Genomic DNA, 19,842 nt, shown 5'->3' on the forward strand with positions numbered 1-19,842 from the left:
AATCAATCCAGTAAAGAGAGGGTGACAGGGGTGAGGTGGTTGTCTTCCACCCGCACCTGCAACTGGCCTTCGCCGAGGCGCGCAGTAAGGCGCTGACCGGTATGGGTTTGCGCAGCATCGCGAATGGCTTGGCCGCGCTCATCCAGCAAAATGCTGTAGCCGCGCCCCAGGGTCGCCAGCGGGCTGACGACGTGCAGGGTTTGCACCTGGCTTTGCAGTTGCAGGCGCCGGGCCTTGAGGCCTTCGCGCATGGCCCGCGGCAGGCGTTCGGCGAGACTGTCCAGGCGCTGGCGCAGCAGCGCCAGTTGCCGCCCCGGATGCTGGCCGGCCAGGCGGGTTTCCAGGCGGATCAGGCGTTCGCGCCGGGTGTTGAGATTGCGCTCGAAAGCCCGACGCAGGCGCATATCCAGGTCGTCCAGGCGCTGTGCCTGCTGGCGCAAACGCTCGCCGGGATGGCGCAGGCGCCGGGCCATGCCTTCCAGGCGCAGGCGGTCATGGACCAGGCGATTGCGCATCAGCATCACCAGGCGCCGGTGCAGGCTATCGACCTGGCGCACCAGGTTGCTGGAGTCCGGCGCCAGCAATTCGGCGGCGGCGGAGGGCGTTGGCGCGCGCACGTCGGCCACGAAGTCACTGATGGACACATCGGTCTCATGGCCGACCGCACTGACGATGGGCGTTACGCAAGCATCGATGGCCCGCGCCACGGCTTCTTCGTTGAAACACCAGAGGTCTTCCAGTGAGCCGCCACCACGGGCCAGGATCAGCGCATCAAAACCACGGGCATCCGCCAGTTTGAGGGCGCGGACAATCTGCGCGACGGCTTCACGGCCTTGCACGGCGGTGGGGATCAGGGTCAGTTGCACGTTCGGTGCACGGCGCTGGAACACGCTGATGATGTCGCGAATAACCGCGCCGGTCGGTGAGCTGATAATGCCGATCCGTCGCGGGTGGGCCGGCAGCGGCACCTTGCGCTCGGCACTGAACAGGCCTTCGGCGCTGAGCTTTTCCTTCAGCGCATCGAAGGCCAGGCGCAGCGCACCGTCGCCGGCCGGCTCCACGGTGTCGAGGATCAATTGGTAGTCGCCACGGCCCTCGAACAGCGAGACCTTGCCGCGCACCTTGACCGCCAGGCCATCCTTGAGCGCCTGGCGTACCCGCGCGGCGTTATTGCGAAACAGCGCGCAACGCACCTGCGCGCCGCTGTCCTTGAGGGTGAAGTACACATGACCGGAGGCCGGGCGGGCGAGGTTGGAGATCTCGCCTTCGACCCAGATATTGGTGAACACGTCTTCGAGCAACACCCGCGCACGGCCGTTGAGCTGGCTGACAGTCAGGACTTCGCGGTCCAGGCCCAGGCGGGCAAACGGATCTTTAATCATGGGAGGAGATCTTTAGTCATGGGCGGCAGTTTATAGGCATTCGCCCAGTGTTTGACAGAACTGCGCAACCAACGCGCTCGGCGCCTGCGCGCAGGCCAGGGCCACGGTGCTGTGGCAATCGGGGTCGGCCAGGGGTAGGAAGTGAATGCTGGCTGGAGCTATGTCGCGCATCGACTCGGGCAGCAAGGCAATGCCAAACCCGGCCTGAATCAATTGCAACTGGGTGGTTTTGCGCGACATCACCCGCGCGGCCTTGGGGAAAAATCCGGCACGCATGCACAACTCTGCTGACAGATAGCTCAGGCCACCGCGTTGCGGATGCGGGATCGAGATAAAGGCCTCGTCCTTCAATTGCGCCAGTTCAATGGCCGATGAGTGTCGGGTCAAAGGATGAGCGGGCGGGACTGCCAGCAACAGCGGCTCCTTATATAAAGGCATGATGTGTACCCCTTCGCGCTGGCGCAGCACCGGCAAGCGCAGCAGGCCAACCTCCAGCCGCCCATCGGCAATGTCTTCCAGCTGCGCCTCAGAGGACAGCTTGACGATATCCATCGACACACCGGGGCACTGTTCCAGCCAGGCGCTGATCCCACGCAGCACGCGCCCGCTCATCGGCACGGTGCTGGAGTGGCTCAGGCGCAGGGTGCCAAGCTGGCCGTGGCCCACTTGGGTCGCCAGCTCGCTGGCCTTGTACAACTCGCCCAGCAGGTTGCGTGCTCGTGGATAAAACGCTTCGCCTGCGGCTGTCAGCCTCGGTTGGCGGGCGGTGCGCTCGAACAGCGGGGTTTGCAGGAGGTTTTCCAGCTCCTTGATCTGTCGGCTGAGGGCCGATTGCGCGACAAACAGGCGCTCGGCGGCGGCGCTGAAGCTGCCGCTTTCAGCGATTTCAACGAAATAACGCAGTTGTCGGGTGGAAATCACGAGTCATGCCTTTTCGAGATAGGTGGAGGGCTTTGAAGATATTAGTCGCAACCCAGCGCTTTGGCTAAAGTGATGGCCATCTCGAACAAGGAATACGTCATGAGCCTGGTTGAACTGATGAGTCAGTGGTCTTTTAGCAGCGTTGACTGGCTGGTGATCGGCCTGGGGATTGCCCTGGCCTATATCGTGTTTGGCATCGCCGGCTTCGGCACGGCGCTGGTGGCCGGGCCGATCCTGATTGTGTTCATGCCGCTGTCGAAGATTATCCCGTTGCTGGTGTTGCTGGATTTTGTCGCGGCCTTCGGCAACCTTCTGCAATCGCGGCGGGAGGTGGTCAAGCCGGAGCTGTTGCGGTTGCTACCGTGCATGGCGATTGGCTGCACCCTCGGCGTGATCTTTTTGCTCAACCTGCATTCGGACCTGTTGTTGCTGTTGATGGGCGTGTTTATCAGCACCTACGCCATCTACAGCCTGGCGATAAAGGCCAAGCCCACCGCCCTGGCTGCCGGCTGGGCGGTGCCGATGGGGGTGGTGGGTGGATTGTTTGGGGCCTTGTTTGGTAGCGGTGGCTTTTTATATGCGATCTACCTCAACAGCCGTTTGCCCAAGGACCCGGCCCGGGCGACCCAAAGTGCATTGATCAGCGCCAGCACCGTGGTGCGCCTGAGTTTGTTTTTGATCGCCGGGGTGTATGCCGAATTGCCGTTGCTGATGTTGGCGGTGTGTTTGCTGCCAGCGATGGCCTTGGGGCTGTGGCTTGGGCGCCGGTTGACCCTGCGCATGTCCCGCGAGGCGTTTGTGCGGCTGGTGACGTGGTTGGTGCTGGCCAGTGGCATAGCTTTGATTGGGCGGTACTTGAGTACTTGACCTGTGTGGGGCAGGGATTAAGCTGCCAGCCTTCAGGGCCTCTTCGCGGGCTTGCTCGCGAAGGCGCCAGACGCCACACCGCAGGACTCCCATGAATTCCCAAAGCATCCTTGTCCCGAAAATCTCCACCTTGCCCGTCCACGAACCCCGCGCCCGGGCCATCGTGCGCTGGCTGGTGCGCAAGAACATCATCAAGGAAGAGTTGAGCACCTGTGGCCGTACCGGTAACCGCATGGGTTATGCCTTGGCCGACGGTGCGCGTGCCGTGGTGCTGCACCCCGAGGCGCTGCCGTTCAACGAGCCGGTCAACGGGCTGGAAATCATCTACAAACGCTGCATCTATACCCCGGCCAAGGGTTTTCTCGAAGAAGCCGGCTGCCCGGAGTGCCGCAAGGAAGTTGGCGAGGCACTGTTCGAAAGCCTGGAAGACTGGATGCCCGGCCATACCGATAACTTCACCTGCCCGTTGTGTGGGCATGAGGACGACATCAACGGTTTCCTGTTCCTGCAGGAGTGTGGTTTCTCCAACCTGGGCTTCATCTTCAACAACTGGGCGGAGGCGGGGTTCAAGCAGAGCTTTATCGACGAGTTTGCCGACTGGCTCGACCAGAAAATCAGCTGGGTCAAAGTCGAACTGTAGGAGCGAGCTTGCTCGCGAAAATCGTCAACGATAATGCGGGCGGTCTGTTTGTAACGCGGCGCCCTGGCGTTCTTCGCGAGCAAGCTCGCTCCTACAGAAAAGCCGCGTGGTTTATCCATCTATCAGTATTACCAAGTTTGTCAGAGTTTTACATTGAGCCTGGCAGGGTGCATGTATATAATGGCGCGCTTCCATTTTCCCGCTCGGGAGCCCCCGCGATGCTGCGTATCAGCCAAGAAGCTCTGACATTCGACGACATTCTCCTAGTGCCCGGTTATTCCGAGGTGCTTCCTAACGAAGTCAGTCTCAAGACCCGCCTAACCCGTGGCATCGAGCTGAATATTCCCCTGGTTTCCGCTGCCATGGACACCGTCACCGAGGCCCGTTTGGCAATCGCCATGGCTCAGGAAGGCGGCATCGGCATCATCCACAAGAACATGACCATCGAGCAGCAAGCTGCCGAAGTGCGCAAGGTCAAGCGTTACGAAGCCGGTGTGGTGAAAGATCCGATCACCATCGAAGCCGACGCCACCGTGCGTGACTTGTTCGACCTGACCCGCCTGCACAACATCTCCGGTGTTCCTGTGCTGCACGATGGCGACCTGGTTGGCATCGTCACTTCCCGTGACGTGCGTTTCGAAAACCGTCTTGAAGTCACCGTCCGCGAAGTGATGACGCCCAAAGAGCGCCTGGTCACGGTCAAGGAAGGCGCCGACAAGAACGATGTGCGTGAACTGCTGCACAAGCACCGCATCGAGCGCGTGCTGATCGTCGACGACAAATTCGCCCTCAAGGGCATGATGACCGTCAACGACATCGAAAAAGCCAAGGCCTACCCGCTGGCCAGCAAGGACGATCAAGGTCGTCTGCGCGTGGGCGCTGCCGTTGGTACCGGTAAAGACACCGGCGACCGCGTTGCGGCCCTGGTCGCTGCCGGTGTTGACGTGGTGGTGGTCGACACTGCCCACGGTCACTCCAAAGGCGTGATCGACCGCGTACGCTGGGTCAAGCAGAACTTCCCTGACGTGCAGGTGATCGGCGGCAACATCGCCACCGGCGCTGCCGCCAAGGCCCTGGCCGAAGCCGGCGCTGACGCAGTCAAGGTCGGTATCGGCCCTGGCTCGATCTGCACCACGCGTATCGTCGCAGGTGTAGGCGTGCCGCAAATCAGCGCCATCGCCAATGTCGCCGCTGCCCTTGAAGGCACTGGCGTACCGTTGATCGCCGACGGCGGCATCCGTTTCTCCGGTGACCTGTCCAAGGCCATCGTTGCCGGTGCTTCCTGCGTGATGATGGGTTCGATGTTCGCCGGTACCGAAGAAGCGCCGGGCGAGATCGAACTGTTCCAGGGCCGTTCGTACAAGGCTTACCGCGGCATGGGTTCGCTGGGCGCCATGTCCCAGGCCCAAGGCTCGTCCGACCGTTACTTCCAGGATTCCTCGGCAGGCGCCGAGAAGCTCGTACCGGAAGGCATCGAAGGCCGTGTGCCGTACAAGGGCACCCTGAGCGCCATCATCCATCAACTGATGGGCGGCTTGCGTTCCTCGATGGGCTACACCGGCAGCGCCGACATCGAAGAAATGCGCACCAAGCCCGAGTTCGTACGGATCACCGGCGCCGGCATGGCTGAATCCCATGTCCACGACGTGCAGATCACCAAGGAAGCGCCGAACTACCGCGTAGGTTGAGGCTTCCAGCAAAACGTTAAGTAACCGGGGCTGTTCTTTCAGCCCCGAGTTGTTTCTGATTCATTAGACGAGACTGACTTCATGGCCCTCGACATTCACGCCCACCGCATCCTGATCCTCGACTTCGGCTCCCAGTACACCCAACTGATCGCGCGCCGCGTGCGTGAAATCGGCGTGTACTGCGAACTGCATCCGTTCGACATGGACGACGAAGCGATTCGCGAATTCGCCCCAAAAGGCGTCATCCTCGCCGGTGGCCCCGAGTCCGTGCACGAAGCCAACAGCCCACGCTGCCCACAAGCCGTATTTGACCTGGGCGTACCGGTCTTCGGCATCTGCTACGGCATGCAGACCATGGCCGAGCAACTGGGCGGCAAGGTCGAAGGCTCCGAACTGCGTGAATTCGGTTATGCCCGTGTGGACGTGGTCGGCAAGAGCCGCCTGCTGGACGGCATCGAAGACCACGTTGACACTGACGGCCTGTTCGGCCTCGACGTGTGGATGAGCCACGGTGACAAAGTCACCAAGATGCCGGAAGACTTCCACATCCTGGCCAGCACCCCGAGCTGCCCGATTGCCGGCATGTTCAACGACGAGCGCGGCTACTACGGCGTGCAGTTCCACCCGGAAGTGACCCACACCAAGCAAGGCGGGCGCATCCTGTCGCGCTTTATCCTCGACATCTGCGGTTGTGAAGCCCTGTGGACCCCGTCGAAAATCGCTGAAGACGCCATCGCCAACGTGCGCGCCCAGGTTGGTACCGATAACGTGCTGCTCGGCCTGTCCGGCGGTGTTGACTCCTCGGTGGTTGCTGCGCTGCTGCACAAAGCCATCGGCGACCAACTGACCTGCGTATTCGTCGACAACGGCCTGCTGCGCCTGCACGAAGGCGAGCAAGTGATGGCCATGTTTGCTGAGAACATGGGCGTCAAAGTGATCCGCGCCAACGCCGAGGACCAGTTCCTCAACAACCTGGCCGGCGAATCCGACCCAGAGAAGAAGCGCAAGATCATTGGCCGTACCTTCATCGACGTTTTCGATGCCCAGGCCACCAGCCTGGACAACATCAAGTACCTCGCCCAGGGCACCATCTACCCAGACGTGATCGAGTCGGCTGGCGCCAAGAGCGGCAAGGCCCACGTGATCAAGTCCCACCACAACGTGGGTGGCCTGCCTGAGGAAATGAACCTCAAGCTGGTAGAACCGCTGCGCGAACTGTTCAAGGACGAAGTCCGCCGTCTGGGCCTGGAACTGGGCCTGCCGTATGACATGGTCTACCGCCACCCATTCCCGGGCCCGGGCCTGGGCGTGCGCATCCTCGGTGAAGTGAAGAAGGAATACGCCGACCTGCTGCGTCGTGCCGACCACATCTTCATCGAAGAACTGCGCAAGGCCGACTGGTACCACAAGGTCAGCCAGGCCTTCGTGGTATTCCAACCGGTGAAATCGGTTGGCGTGGTCGGTGATGGCCGTCGTTACGCCTGGGTCGTGGCACTGCGTGCGGTAGAAACCATCGACTTCATGACCGCCCGTTGGGCACACCTGCCGTACGAACTGCTGGAGACTGTCAGCGGCCGTATCATCAATGAGATCGAAGGTATTTCGCGCGTTACTTATGACGTGTCGAGCAAGCCGCCGGCGACCATTGAGTGGGAATGACCCCCTTAACCTCAGCGTCTATTGCCACTGTGTAGAACAGGTTGGCGATGACGCTGGCACCGATCGGGAGGGCTAATCGTGGCCTTCCTGTTCTCTGTCAAATCTTGATCCTGCAACATTCCCCCTCCCTCCTGCGTTTCCCCATTCTGATCCCTCGGTGATTGTGCTGTAGGGCATATCGTCATGGCCTTTGCGCCAAAAACACCGCCTGCCTGACCTGGAGCGTATTTCGATCGACGCCACGGGTATGTCTTTGATCGCAATAAATGTATTGATCACTAAAAAATAATTGACGAATGCATCGTAATGGATATTACATAGTGATCACTATATTAATTGTGTGAACGTTCTCCAGGAGTTGCTTCATCATGTCTAAAAAGCTCTACAGCCCATTGCCGGTTGGCCCGGTTTTATTGCCCAATCGCCTGGTCATGGCACCGATGACTCGTTCTCGTGCGGCACAACCTGGTGACATACCAGTGGAAATCAACGCGACTTACTACGCACAACGTGCCAGTGCCGGTTTGATTATCAGTGAGGGGACTCAGGTCTCACGGCAGGGCCAGGGCTATGCCTATACCCCTGGGATTTTCAGCCCTGAACAGTTGGCGGGCTGGAGAACGGTTACCGATGCGGTCCACGCGGCGGGAGGTCGAATTGCTGCCCAGCTTTGGCATGTGGGGCGGATGTCCCATGGGTCGATGCAGTTGGAAGGTGAAAAGCCATTGGCGCCTTCGGCGATAACTGCCAAGGCCCAGGTTTTCGTGAGTGATATGAAGGGGGGCGGCACCATGGCGCCTGCCGCCGAACCGCGTGAAATGACCGTGCAAGACTTCAAGCAAGTCCGCCAGGAGTTTGTCCAGGCTGCTCGCGCGGCGCTGAGTGCCGGGTTTGACCTGGTGGAAATGCATGGCGCCAATGGCTATCTGTTCGACCAGTTTCTGGCCACGGGCAGCAACCGACGAACAGACGACTATGGCGGGAGCGTGGAAAACCGTGCGCGATTTCTGCTCGAAACCCTCGATGCCATGATTGCGGTCGTGGGCGCCGAACGTATCGGGTTGCGGTTGTCGCCGTGGGGGTCGATCAATGATATTCAAGATGATGAGCCTGAGGCGATGACCTTGTATCTGGCCGGTCAACTGCAACAGCGCGGCCTGGCGTATTTGCATATTGCCGAGTGGGAGTGGGCGGGCGGTGCCCCTTATCCGCAAGGTTTTCGCGAGCGCCTGCGTGCCGCTTTCAATGGGCCACTGATTGTTTGCGGTAACTATGACGGCGCGCGTGCCGAGGCGATCCTCCAGGCAGGCCTGGCCGATGCGGTGGCTATTGGGCGGCCATTTATTGCAAACCCTGATCTGGTGCAGCGGATCCACGAGGGGGCATCACTGAGCGTTGCAGATCAATCCACGTTCTACGGTGGCGGTGCGGCTGGCTACATCGACTATCCGACGCTCTCCTAGCAGCCTGACACTCTCCTTCTAGCTGAATTCCCCCATTCGACGGCCGCCAGCAGGGCGCTATTGATGGTGTTCGCCGATCTTTTGACCTGGACCTACAAAATCATGAAAAAAGTCTTATCAGCAGTCCTTTTATCTTCCTTGCTGGCCGGCCCATCCTTGTCGTGGGCGGGATACGATCCGGCGATGAAGTCAATCGACACACCACCCAGTGTGTCTCGCCAGCAGTTTGATACGGTCAAGAATAATCATCTGGGCCAGTATCAATATGGTGCCGGGCTGTCGAGCAAGTTTATCGATGTCGACGGCACGCGTATTCACTATGTCGAAGGCGGCAGCGGTGGGACCCCGGTGGTCTTTCTCCACGGCTTTGGTTCCACCTGGAAGATGTGGGAGCCGGTGATGCAGGCCTTTGCCAGGAACCGTACGGTGATTGCCGTTGATCTGCCCGGCCTTGGGCAGTCGGGTCCGATCAAGGGCGACGACTATTCGGCTGAGAATGTCTCCAGGATCCTGTTGGGCGCGGTGAAAAAGATCACCCCGGCGCAGTCCATCGACTTCGTCAGCCATGATCTGGGCAACTCCGCCTCATACCCGTTCGTGGCCCGCAACCAGGGTAGCTTCATCAAGAAGGTGGTGTTCATGGATTCGCCGATTCCCGATCGGGATATGTTCACCTACCCAGGCTATACCCCGTCAGGCCCGGGGCTCGGTTGGCACTTTGGCTACTTCAGCTTCGGTGATATTGCCGAGAAGCAAATTGCTGCCGATCCAAGCCTGTTTTTCTCGTACTTCATCAAAACCTACGCGGGCAAAAAAGAGGTGTTCACCCCTGAGTTGCTCAGTGAGCTGATCGAGCCTTATTCGACCCGCGAGCGGCTGCACGCTGCGTTTGGTTACTACAAGTCTCATGCAGACTCGATTGCACAGAACGAGAAGTTGCTGGCTGACGGCAAGTTGCTGAAGATCCCGTCGATGGCGCTCACCGGTCAGCAAGGGGTCAACGATGTGCTGACCAAGGAAATGGCCGCTCGTTTTGTCAGTGATCCTTCGCAACACACGGGCAAAATCCTGCCGGGCTGCGGTCATTGGATGGTCGAGGAGTGTGCGCCGCAAGTCACTGCCGAGTTGAGCCGCTTTCTTGGTAAACCTTGATCACTGAGTGATGCCGCGATGTGCAGGTCGCCCATGGCCACCTGTGCATCGCTTGTACTTGACGGGATCCGGCTCTATCGCCGCGCAATATCTGAAAAGTAAAACTTATCCAACGTATGCCGCGACTCGGTGTACTCGAACTGCCGCCCATCCTGCAAAAACGTCTGGTTACTCACCACGATCACATGGCTTTGCCCGTCGAGGTCCAGGTGCGCCTGGTCGTCCTTGCTGCGGGGCAGGGCCTCGATGGTGCGTTGGGCGTAGCTGATCTGCAACTGCAACGTCTGCTCGATAAACGCATAGATCGACTGCTCGGCAATCGTCTGGTCCAGGCCCGGGATCAGATCGGCGACGAAGTGGTTGATGTCGAGGATCACCCGTTTGCCGCCGATGCGCCGTACCCGCTTGATGCGGGTGATCAGGGTGCCGGGCTCGGCCTCGATATGTTGCAGCAGCGAGCCTTCCAGAGGCAATTGAGTGAATTCGACTACTTCGGTGCGTACGTCATCGCCCAGGTCGGCGTGGGTTTCGTGGAAGCTGACGATGCCGCCCAGTTGAAACTCAATCGGGTTTGGCGACAGCACGAACGTCCCCTTGCCGTGAATCTTTTGCGCGAATCCACGTTCCTGCAACTGCTCGATGGCCCGGCGCACGGTGCCGCGGCTGGCCTGGTAGGTATCCATCAACTCCGTTTCGGAGGGCAGGCGGGTGCCGCGTTGCAGGCGTTCGGTGGTGATGCTGGCAAGCAGATCAGTGTAGATCTGGTTGTATTTACTCATGGGAATGGCTCTGTGCCGCGATTGCATTCAAGGCAGGAACCTTAGAGGCAGAGGTGGGGTTTGTCCATCAGCCCCTCGGATATCGCAAATCCCTGTAGGCGCGAGCTTGCTCGCGAAAATCGTTAACGATAACGCGAAAAAACTGACACCCCGTGTTGCCCTCAGGTTCTTCGCGAGCAAGCTCGCTCCTACAGAAAAGCGCTCATTCGATATTTTTGTAACTCGTCTGTACGAGTTGTTGCTTTAACTCGTACAGATGAGTACTTTTGCCCTCGGCATGCTGCCAATAACAAGAATCTAAAGTGGAAGAACAAGCATGAGCCACGATTACCCCAACATCGCCCGCGAGATTCTGCAGAACCTCGGTGGCAGCGACAACCTTGAGCAAGCGGCCCACTGCGTGACGCGCCTGCGCCTGGCCCTCAAGGACCCGAGCCTGGTCAACGCCAGTGCGCTGAACCAGGTCGATCTGGTCAAGGGCTCGTTCTTTACCGGCGGCCTGTTCCAGATTGTCATCGGCCCTGGCGAGGTGGAAAAGGTCTACGCCGCCCTGCGCGAACAGACCGGCCTCGGCGTCTCGACCATCGCCGACGTGAAGAAAGCCGGTGGCGACAAGACCAACCCCATGCAACGCCTGGTGCGGGTGTTCTCCGATGTGTTCATGCCGATCCTGCCGGCGCTGATCATTGCCGGCCTGTTGATGGGTGTGAACAACCTGATGGGCGCCAAGGGCATGTTCATCGAGGGCCAGACGCTGCTGGAGGCCTATCCGAACCTGGATGGTCTGTGGAGCCTGATCAACCTGATGGCCAACACGTCGTTTGTGTTCTTGCCGGCGTTGGTGGGCTGGTCGGCGGCCAAGCGCTTTGGTGGCAGTGAAATCCTCGGCATCGTGCTCGGCCTGATGCTGGTGCACCCAGACTTGCTCAACGCCTGGAACTACGGCAAGGCCGTGGCCGGGCTCGACGGCCAGAGCCTGCCGTACTTCGATATTCTGGGCTGGTTCCAGATCGAGAAGGTTGGCTACCAGGGCCAGATCCTGCCGATCCTGATGGCCGCCTACGTCATGAGCGTGATTGAAAAATGGCTGCGGGCGCGGGTGCCGAACGCCATCCAATTGCTGGTCGTGCCGATCACCACCATCGTCGTCACCGGGGTGCTGGCGCTGGCGATCATCGGCCCGGTGACCCGTCACCTCGGCATCCTGATCACCGAAGGCGTGGTCACGCTGTTTGACCTGGCGCCGATGGTTGGCGGGGCGATTTTCGGCCTGTTGTATGCACCGTTGGTGATCACCGGCATGCACCACATGTTCCTCGCCGTGGACCTGCAACTGATCTCCACCCAGGGCGGTACGTTTATCTGGCCGATGATCGTCATGTCCAACCTGGCGCAGGGCAGCGCGGCCCTCGGTGTGTTCTACATGAGCCGCAATGCGCGGGATAAAAGCATGGCCTCGACCTCGGCGGTTTCCGCCTATTTCGGCATCACTGAGCCGGCCATGTTTGGGGTGAACCTGCGCTTCAAGTTTCCGTTCTATGCCGCGTTGCTGGGCTCGGCCCTGGGCAGCATTTTCCTCTCGCTGAACAAGGTCCAGGCCTCGGCCATCGGTGTGGGTGGCTTGCCTGGGTTTATCTCGATCATCCCGCAGTACATCCCGATGTTTGTGATCGGCATGGCGGTGGCGATTGTGGTGCCGTTTGTCTTGACCTGTGGGTTGAGCATGAAGATTGTCCGGCCGGGTTATCGCGTCGCCTGATCGATCGCTTTCGCGAGCAAGTCCGCTCCCACATTTGATCGCATTCCAAGTTGAAGGAGTCCCCATGCAAGACTGGCAACACTCGGTGATCTACCAGATCTACCCCAAAAGCTTCCACAGCCACGCGGGTAACGCCACCGGTGACCTGCTGGGCATCGTGGACAAACTCGACTACCTCCAGTGGCTGGGCGTCGACTGCCTGTGGATCACCCCGTTCCTGCGCTCGCCCCAGCGTGACAACGGCTACGATATCAGTGACTACTACGCCATCGATCCCAGCTACGGGACCATGGCCGACTGCGACCTGCTGATCCGCGAAGCGGCCAAGCGCGGCATCAAGCTGATGCTGGACATTGTGGTCAACCACACCTCCATCGAGCACGAATGGTTCCAGCAGGCGCGCAGCAGCCTCGACAACCCGTACCGCGACTTCTACATCTGGCGCGACCAGCCGAACAACTGGGAATCCAAGTTCGGCGGTTCGGCCTGGGAATACGAGGCACAGACCGGCCAGTACTTCCTGCACCTGTTCGACCACACCCAGGCCGATCTCAATTGGGACAACCCCAAGGTGCGTGCCGAGGTCTACAAACTCATGCGCTTTTGGCGTGACAAAGGCGTCGGCGGTTTCCGCCTGGACGTGATCAACCTGATCTCCAAGCCGGCGGATTTCCCTGAAGACCGCAGTGACGGTCGCCGCTTCTACACCGACGGCCCCAACGTGCATGAGTACTTGCAGGAAATGCACCGCGAAGTGTTCGAAGGCCACGACCTGATTAACGTCGGCGAGATGTCGTCCACCAGCCTGGAACATTGCATTCGCTACTCTCGCCCGGAGTCGAAAGAGCTGTCGATGACCTTCAACTTTCATCACCTGAAGGTCGATTACCCGAACCTGCAAAAGTGGGTGCGCGCCGACTTTGACTTTCAGCAACTCAAGCAAATTCTCTCTGACTGGCAGTTGGGCATGCAGGCCGGCGGCGGCTGGAATGCACTGTTCTGGTGTAACCATGATCAGCCACGGGTGGTCTCGCGGTTTGGCGATGACGGCGAGCACCGCGTGGTCTCGGCCAAGATGCTCGCCACCGCGTTGCACTTTCTCCAGGGCACGCCGTTTGTGTACCAGGGCGAAGAGCTGGGGATGACCAATCCGGGCTTCGACACCATCGAGCAGTACCGCGATGTGGAGACCTTGAACATCTATCGCCTCAAGCGCGATGCCGGTGAGTCCGAGGCGTCGAGCATGGCCGCGATCATGCAGAAATCCCGCGACAACGGCCGCACGCCGATGCAGTGGAACAGCCAGGCCAATGCCGGTTTCAGCAGCGCTGAGCCGTGGATCGGCATCCCGGCCAATGCGGCGCAGATCAATGTCCAGAGCCAACTGGATGACCCGGATTCGGTGTTGCATCACTACCGTGCGCTGATCGCCTTGCGGCGCCTTGAACCGCTGATCCAAGCGGGCGTTTACCGCCAGTTGCTGCAGGATCACCACAAGGTCTGGGTGTATCTGCGCGAAGGCCATGGCGAGCGCCTGCTGGTGCTGAACAACTTCTATGGGCAGCCCTGCGAAATCCTGCTGCCTAGAAACGTGATCAGTGCGGCGAGCGCGCAACGCCAGTTGATCAGCAACTATCCCGACTGCCCGGTGCGCACAGACACGCTCACGCTGCGCCCTTACGAATCGTTTGTGCTGCACCTGACCGACTGACATTCCCCTTTTTGTAGGCGCGAGCTTGCTCGCGAAAACCGTGAAAGCGCCGCATACCTCCAGGATGCCCGCGTCATCGTTGACGATTTTCGCGAGCAAGCTCGCTCCTACAGAATCGCGTTACAAACAATAAGAAAAAAGGAGCGCTTCATGAAAACAACAATAAAGCTGGGTCTCGTTGCATCTTGTCTAAGCGTACCGTTTGCCGCACACGCCCTGGAGTTCGCGGGCTATCTGCGCAGCGGCGCCGGCACCTCGACCGGCAGTGGCCCGCAGCAATGTTTCCAATTGCCGGGAGCCCAATCCAAATACCGCCTGGGCAACGAGTGCGAACAATACGCCGAGCTGGAGTTGCGCCAGGACCTGTTCACCCTCGACGACGGTTCGGTGCTCAGCGTCGATGCCATGGCTTCGTTGTACAACAAGTACGACCGCGAGCTGAAGTTCCAGGGCGAGAACAACGGTTCGGCGCGCATGCCGCAGATGTATGCCCAGTGGTCGAACATGCCCAGCCTCAATGGCGGCTCGTTGTGGGCCGGGCGGCGCTACTACAAACGTAATGACATTCATATTTCCGACTTCTACTACTGGAACCAGAGCGCCACCGGCGGCGGTATCGAGGACGTGTTGATTGGCGACCTGAAATACAGCTATGCCCTGTCGCGCAAGGACAACCTGTACCAGAAGGAATACGCCACTCGGCATGACTTCAATGTGGCGGGCTTCAAGACCAACCCCGGCGGCGAGCTGGAACTGGGCCTGAGTTACATCGAACAGGCCGGTGGCCGCGACACCCACAGCGGCTGGGCGCTGACCGCCCAGCATGTACAAAAACCGTTCCTTGGCGGCAAGAACAAGTTCGCCCTGCAGTACGGTGAAGGGCCGGGTACCGGCCTGGGTTACACCGGCAATACGGCGCTGGAACGCAGCAGCAAAAGCTACCGCGCAGTGGAGTTTTTCGACTGGCAAGTGACGCCGCGTTTTGGTGGCCAGGTCGAGGCGGTGTACCAAAAAGACGTGCGTCCCGGCAGCCAGGATCAGACCTGGATGTCCATCGGTGTGCGCCCGGCGTATGCCCTCAGCGAACAGTTCAAGCTGGTCACCGAACTGGGCCACGATCAGGTGGATGCCACGGGTGGCACGCGCAAACTCAGCAAATTTACCTTCGCTCCGACCTGGTCGCCCAAAGGCCCGGATTTCTGGGCGCGGCCGGAAGTGCGGTTGTACTACACCTATGCCACCTGGAACGAAGCGGCCAAGCGTGCGGCCAATGAACTGGCGGCGGGCTCGGCGCTGTCCGACAGCGGCTCCTATGGCACTGCGCGGCATGGCTCCAACTTCGGTGTGCAGGTCGAATACTGGTGGAAGTAATCCCTCGGTCGTACGCGGATTGAATGTGGGAGGCGTGCTCCCACATTTGGATATTCGTCACCCCGGAATTTGCATCCGCCCCATGATTTTTACAGAACCAAACAGCAGGTGATGTCATGACCACAACTCAACCCCTGGAACTGCTGGCGCCCCTGGCCGGCGTGCTGTTGCCCCTGGACCAGGTGCCGGATCCGGTGTTCTCCAGCCGCCTGATTGGCGACGGCGTGTGTATCGATCCCACTTCGCAGACCCTCTGCGCGCCGCTGGCCGGGGTGATCAGCAATGTCCAGGACAGTGGTCATGCGGTCAGTATCACTGACGACAACGGTGTGCAGGTGCTGATACATATCGGCCTGGATACCGTGAACCTGGCGGGCAAGGGCTTCACCCGTCTGGTCGAGGAAGGCCAGCGGGTTGAGGCAGGCCAGCCATTGATTGAATTCGATGCCGATTTCATCGCGCTCAATGCCCGCAGTTTGTTGACCTTGATGCTGGTGGTCAGCGGCGAGCCCTTTGTGCTGCTGGCGGAGGACCGCGGACTGGTTGAGGCCGGGCAACCATTGCTGCGTGTGACGCCGGTCACACGCGCTGCTGATGACGATGATGAAGAGGGCGACGCCCTGTTCTCCAAGCCCTTGACGCTGCCCAATGCCAACGGCTTGCATGCCCGCCCGGCGGCGGTACTGGCGCAGGCGGCCAAGGGGTTCAAGGCGAGCATCTGCCTGCACAAGCAAACCCAGAGCGCCAACGCCAAGTCCCTGGTGGCGATCATGGCGTTGCAGACGGTGCAGGGCGATACCCTGCAAGTCAGCGCGGCGGGGCAGGATGCGGCGGCGGCGATCCAGGTGTTGGCCGCGCTGTTGTTGGGGGGGTGTGGCGAAACCGTCGCGGTGGTGGCCGAGGTGGTTGAGCCGGTCGCGCCGTCGTCGTCGACGACTGTGTTGCGCGGCGTGTGTGCGTCGCCCGGTTCGGCGTTTGGCCTGGTGGTGCAAGTGGCTGAGCCGCAGCTGAGTATCCCCGAATTCGGTGGCGCAGAGCAGATCGAGCGCGCCCTGCTGGAGCGTGGCCTGCGCGCTGCAACCGAGGCGCTGCAAACCCTGCAAGCCAAGGCCGATGGCAGTGCCCAGGCCGAGATTTTCCGGGCCCATCAGGAGTTGCTCGAAGACCCGACCCTGCTCGAACAAGCCCACGACCTGCTCGCCACAGGCAAGAGCGCCGCCTTTGCCTGGAACAGCGCCACGGTGGCCACTGCCGAACTGTTCCAGGGCCTGGGTAATGCTTTGCTCGCCGAGCGCGCGGCGGACCTGACCGATGTTGGCCTGCGCGTATTGAAACTGATCCTGGGCGTCCAGGACACTACATGGGACCTGCCTGAACGCGCGATCCTGATTGCCGAACAACTGACACCTTCGCAAACCGCCAGCCTGGATACGCGCAAGGTCCTGGGGTTTGTCACCGTCGGTGGCGGTGCCACCAGCCACGTGGCGATCCTGGCCCGTGCCCTGGGCCTGCCGGCCATCTGTGGGGCGCCGGCACAGGTATTGACGCTGGCCAACGGCAAGCAGGTACTGCTCGATGCCGACAAAGGCGAGCTGCACCTGGCGCCGAACCTGGCCGAGATCGAACAACTGGAAACCACGCGCAAACAGCACGTGCTGCGCCGTCAGCGTGACGTGGCGCAGGCTGCCTTGCCGGCGACCACCCGCGACGGTCATCACGTCGAAGTCACCGCTAACGTTGCCTCGTTGCAGGAAGTGGAGCAGTCCCTGACCCTCGGCGGTGAAGGCGTCGGCCTGCTGCGTTCAGAGTTTCTCTACCTGGAGCGCAACCGCGCGCCCAGTCCCGAGGAGCAGGCTGGTACCTACAGCGCCATTGCCCGCGCCCTGGGCCCTGAACGTAATCTGGTGGTGCGCACCCTCGATGTGGGTGGCGACAAGCCGCTGGCTTATGTACCGATGGACGCCGAGACCAATCCGTTTCTCGGCCTGCGCGGGATTCGCCTGTGCCTGGAGCGCCCGCAATTGCTGCGTGAACAGTTGCGGGCGATCCTCGCCAGTGCCGGTTTGGCGCGGCTGCATATCATGTTGCCGATGGTCAGCCTGCTGTCGGAACTGCGCCAGGCCCGCAGGATCCTGGAAGAGGAGGCGGCGACCCTGGGGCTTGCCGAGCTGCCGAAGCTGGGCATCATGATCGAGGTGCCGTCAGCGGCGTTGATGGCGGATGTGTTCGCGCCCCATGTGGATTTTTTCTCCATCGGCACCAATGACCTGACCCAATACACCCTGGCCATGGACCGCGACCACCCGCGCCTGGCCAGCCAGGCCGACAGCTTTCACCCGGCGGTGCTGCGCCTGATCGCCACCACGGTCAAGGCCGCCCATGCCCATGGCAAGTGGGTGGGCGTATGCGGTGCGCTGGCGTCTGAAACCCTGGCGGTGCCGATGTTGATCGGGCTCGGAGTCGACGAGTTGTCTGTCAGCGTGCCGCTGATCCCGAGCATCAAGGCCACGGTGCGTGACCTGGACCTGGCCGACTGCCAACTGATCGCCCATCAGGTGTTGAACCTGGAAGAGGCCGCCCAAGTGCGCGAGGCCCTGAGCCAGTACCACGCAGCGACCGTCGAAACCTCATTGGTTGTGGAGAACTGAACATGTTCGAGAAATTGCAGCGGGCGTTCTGGAAAGCCCTGACCCCGGATCTGGTCGCCGAAACGGTGCTTGCCGAGCCGGCGGCTGATGCGTTGTTGGCGCCGGCGGTGCTGAGTGCACTGGGTGGGGCGAATAATCTCAAGTCACAACAGCGGGTGGCATTGACGCGGATCCGCGTGCAGTTACAGGACCCGGCACGGGTGGATGAGGCGGCGCTGAAGGCGGCGGGGGTTGCGGCGGTGATGATATTGACGGGCGGTGTGGTGCATCTGATCACTGGCCAATAAGACACCGCTGATCAAAAGTGTGGGAGCGGGCTTGTGGTGTTTGGAAGGTTGAGGTTACAACTGCGGGCTATCTTCGGCAGGCTTGGTCTTGTCCACACCCGGCACATGCAGGTTGCCTTCCACCACCTGGTTGCCCTCCAGCTGCGGCTGGGTCACCCAGGTCAGGATGTCGTAGTAGCGCCGGATGTTGGCCACGAAGTGCACCGGCTCGCCGCCCCGGGCGTAGCCGTAGCGGGTCTTGCTGTACCACTGCTTCTGCGACAGGCGCGGCAGCATTTTCTTCACGTCCAGCCATTTGTTCGGGTTCAGGCCTTCCTTTTGCGCCAGCTTGCGCGCGTCATCCAGGTGCCCTCCGCCGACGTTGTAGGCCGCCAGGGCAAACCAGGTGCGATCAGGTTCAAGGATCTTGTCGTCCAGTTCGCTTTTGATCATCGCCAGGTACTTGGCGCCGCCCTTGATGCTCTGCCGGGCGTCCAGGCGGTTGGACACGCCCATCGCCTGGGCGGTGTTCTGGGTCAGCATCATCAGGCCGCGCACGCCGGTCTTGGAAGTGACCGTCGGTTGCCACAGCGATTCCTGATAACCAATGGCTGCCAATAGCCGCCAATCGACTTTCTCTTCCTTGGCCGAGGTCTTGAAGAACTTCTCGTACTTGGGCAGGCGCTGCTGCAAGTGCTGGGCAAAGGTGTAGGCGCCGACGTAGCCCAGTACATCGACATGCCCGTAGTAACGATCCTTGAGGCGTTGCAGGGTGCCGTTCTTCTCGACCTTGTCGAGGTAGCTGTTGACCTCGTTGAGCAGGCTGTTGTCCTCACCCGCAGCCACGGCCCAGCTCTGGTTGCTGGCGTCGCCCAGGTCGAAGGCGACCCGTACGTTGGGGAAGTACACCTGGTTCATCGCCACTTCATTGGAGTCGACCAGGGTCAGGTCGATCTGCCCCTCGTCGACCATGCGCAGCAGGTCGACTACTTCAACGGCGTCGGACTCTTCGTATTCAATCGCAGGATTCTGCTTTTTCAGCTCGGCCAGTTGCTCGGCGTGGGTACTGCCCTTGAGCACCATGATCTTCTTGCCCACCAGGTCGGCGGCGTTGGTGGGGCGGGACTGGCCGTTGCGGTAGATGATCTGCGGGGTGACTTCCAGATACGCATGGGAGAAGCGCACCTGTTGTTTGCGCTGTTCGCTGCTGACCAGGCCGGCGGCGGCCAGGACCGGGCCGTTGGGTTTGCCCAACTGGCCGAACAGGTCGTCGAGGTTGTCGGCGGTCTCGATTTCAAGCTTCACCCCCAGGTCGTCGGCAAAGCGCTTGACCAGTTCGTATTCGAAACCGGTTTCGCCGTTGCGGTCCTGGAAATAGGTGGCCGGACTGTTTCGGGTAACCACCCGCAATACGCCATCCTCCTTGATTCGCTCAAGCGTGCTGGGCTTATCAACACAGGCGCTGAGCATCAGGAAGAGTCCGGTGGCGATGAGCCATTTGGCGCATCGCGGGCGCAAAGCAGTTGGGGAGAACAT

15 protein-coding genes and 1 pseudogene are annotated in these 19,842 nt (G+C 60.6%); 12 read left to right on the plus strand and 4 right to left on the minus strand.

The window, feature by feature from the left end; translation table 11 throughout:
- Nucleotides 1–2 precede the first annotated feature (2 nt).
- Both xseA and BFQ03_RS13175 read right to left on the minus strand, forming a co-directional pair.
- The gene (gene xseA / locus BFQ03_RS13170; RefSeq protein WP_032858286.1) at nucleotides 3–1,382 is read right to left on the minus strand and encodes an exodeoxyribonuclease VII large subunit; all 1,380 of its coding nucleotides are present in this window, start codon (nucleotides 1,380–1,382) and stop codon (nucleotides 3–5) included.
- Between the two features lie 30 nt (nucleotides 1,383–1,412).
- Nucleotides 1,413–2,303 (minus strand): LysR family transcriptional regulator, encoded by an 891-nt coding sequence (locus BFQ03_RS13175; RefSeq protein ID WP_065943317.1) that lies wholly within the window; start codon nucleotides 2,301–2,303, stop codon nucleotides 1,413–1,415.
- A gap of 99 nt (nucleotides 2,304–2,402) precedes the next feature.
- Between BFQ03_RS13175 and BFQ03_RS13180 the strand changes: the two genes are divergently transcribed.
- The 6 genes from BFQ03_RS13180 to BFQ03_RS13205 all read left to right on the plus strand — a co-directional run bounded on the left by BFQ03_RS13180 (nucleotide 2,403) and on the right by BFQ03_RS13205 (nucleotide 9,772).
- Nucleotides 2,403–3,170, plus strand: coding sequence for a sulfite exporter TauE/SafE family protein (locus BFQ03_RS13180; RefSeq protein ID WP_032858284.1), 768 nt, complete (start codon nucleotides 2,403–2,405; stop codon nucleotides 3,168–3,170).
- A 91-nt stretch (nucleotides 3,171–3,261) separates the two neighbouring features.
- Nucleotides 3,262–3,810 carry a hypothetical protein gene (locus BFQ03_RS13185; protein ID WP_032858283.1) on the plus strand — a complete coding sequence of 183 codons (549 nt, stop codon included), beginning with the start codon at nucleotides 3,262–3,264 and terminating at the stop codon, nucleotides 3,808–3,810.
- Nucleotides 3,811–4,028: 218 nt separating this feature from the next.
- Nucleotides 4,029–5,498: an IMP dehydrogenase gene (gene guaB / locus BFQ03_RS13190; RefSeq protein ID WP_003209646.1), complete on the plus strand. Its 1,470-nt coding sequence runs from the start codon at nucleotides 4,029–4,031 to the stop codon at nucleotides 5,496–5,498.
- A gap of 81 nt (nucleotides 5,499–5,579) precedes the next feature.
- Entirely contained in the window at nucleotides 5,580–7,157 is a 1,578-nt protein-coding gene (gene guaA, locus BFQ03_RS13195) for a glutamine-hydrolyzing GMP synthase (RefSeq protein ID WP_032858282.1), read from the plus strand.
- 368 nt (nucleotides 7,158–7,525) lie between these two features.
- Nucleotides 7,526–8,620 (plus strand): alkene reductase, encoded by a 1,095-nt coding sequence (locus tag BFQ03_RS13200; protein ID WP_032858281.1) that lies wholly within the window; start codon nucleotides 7,526–7,528, stop codon nucleotides 8,618–8,620.
- Nucleotides 8,621–8,683: 63 nt separating this feature from the next.
- Nucleotides 8,684–9,772, plus strand: a complete 1,089-nt coding sequence (locus BFQ03_RS13205) for an alpha/beta fold hydrolase (RefSeq protein ID WP_223232759.1) — start codon at nucleotides 8,684–8,686, stop codon at nucleotides 9,770–9,772.
- A gap of 74 nt (nucleotides 9,773–9,846) precedes the next feature.
- Here BFQ03_RS13205 and treR read toward each other — a convergent pair whose 3' ends face one another.
- Entirely contained in the window at nucleotides 9,847–10,551 is a 705-nt protein-coding gene (treR, locus tag BFQ03_RS13210) for a trehalose operon repressor (protein ID WP_032858279.1), read from the minus strand.
- A 79-nt stretch (nucleotides 10,552–10,630) separates the two neighbouring features.
- Between treR and BFQ03_RS30635 the strand changes: the two are divergent.
- From BFQ03_RS30635 to BFQ03_RS13235, 6 genes and pseudogenes are all read left to right on the plus strand, one after another.
- Nucleotides 10,631–10,744: pseudogene (locus BFQ03_RS30635) on the plus strand (outer membrane lipoprotein carrier protein LolA); the annotation flags it as partial.
- Nucleotides 10,745–10,867: 123 nt separating this feature from the next.
- Nucleotides 10,868–12,310 (plus strand): PTS system trehalose-specific EIIBC component, encoded by a 1,443-nt coding sequence (gene treP, locus BFQ03_RS13215; RefSeq protein ID WP_032858277.1) that lies wholly within the window; start codon nucleotides 10,868–10,870, stop codon nucleotides 12,308–12,310.
- Nucleotides 12,311–12,374: 64 nt separating this feature from the next.
- Nucleotides 12,375–14,021 carry an alpha,alpha-phosphotrehalase gene (gene treC / locus BFQ03_RS13220; protein ID WP_065943318.1) on the plus strand — a complete coding sequence of 549 codons (1,647 nt, stop codon included), beginning with the start codon at nucleotides 12,375–12,377 and terminating at the stop codon, nucleotides 14,019–14,021.
- 150 nt (nucleotides 14,022–14,171) lie between these two features.
- Entirely contained in the window at nucleotides 14,172–15,392 is a 1,221-nt protein-coding gene (locus BFQ03_RS13225) for a maltoporin (RefSeq protein WP_065943319.1), read from the plus strand.
- Between the two features lie 116 nt (nucleotides 15,393–15,508).
- Nucleotides 15,509–18,040 (plus strand): phosphoenolpyruvate--protein phosphotransferase, encoded by a 2,532-nt coding sequence (gene ptsP, locus BFQ03_RS13230; protein ID WP_065943320.1) that lies wholly within the window; start codon nucleotides 15,509–15,511, stop codon nucleotides 18,038–18,040.
- 2 nt (nucleotides 18,041–18,042) lie between these two features.
- On the plus strand, nucleotides 18,043–18,327 hold the full coding sequence (locus BFQ03_RS13235) for a PTS transporter subunit EIIB (RefSeq protein ID WP_032858272.1): 285 nt from the start codon (nucleotides 18,043–18,045) through the stop codon (nucleotides 18,325–18,327).
- A gap of 54 nt (nucleotides 18,328–18,381) precedes the next feature.
- Here the strand turns inward: BFQ03_RS13235 and mltF are convergent, their stop codons facing one another.
- Nucleotides 18,382–19,842 (minus strand): membrane-bound lytic murein transglycosylase MltF, encoded by a 1,461-nt coding sequence (gene mltF / locus BFQ03_RS13240; RefSeq protein WP_032858270.1) that lies wholly within the window; start codon nucleotides 19,840–19,842, stop codon nucleotides 18,382–18,384.

The organism is Pseudomonas sp. 25 R 14, from assembly GCF_900004755.1.
In the GTDB taxonomy this organism is placed as follows: domain Bacteria; phylum Pseudomonadota; class Gammaproteobacteria; order Pseudomonadales; family Pseudomonadaceae; genus Aquipseudomonas; species Aquipseudomonas brenneri.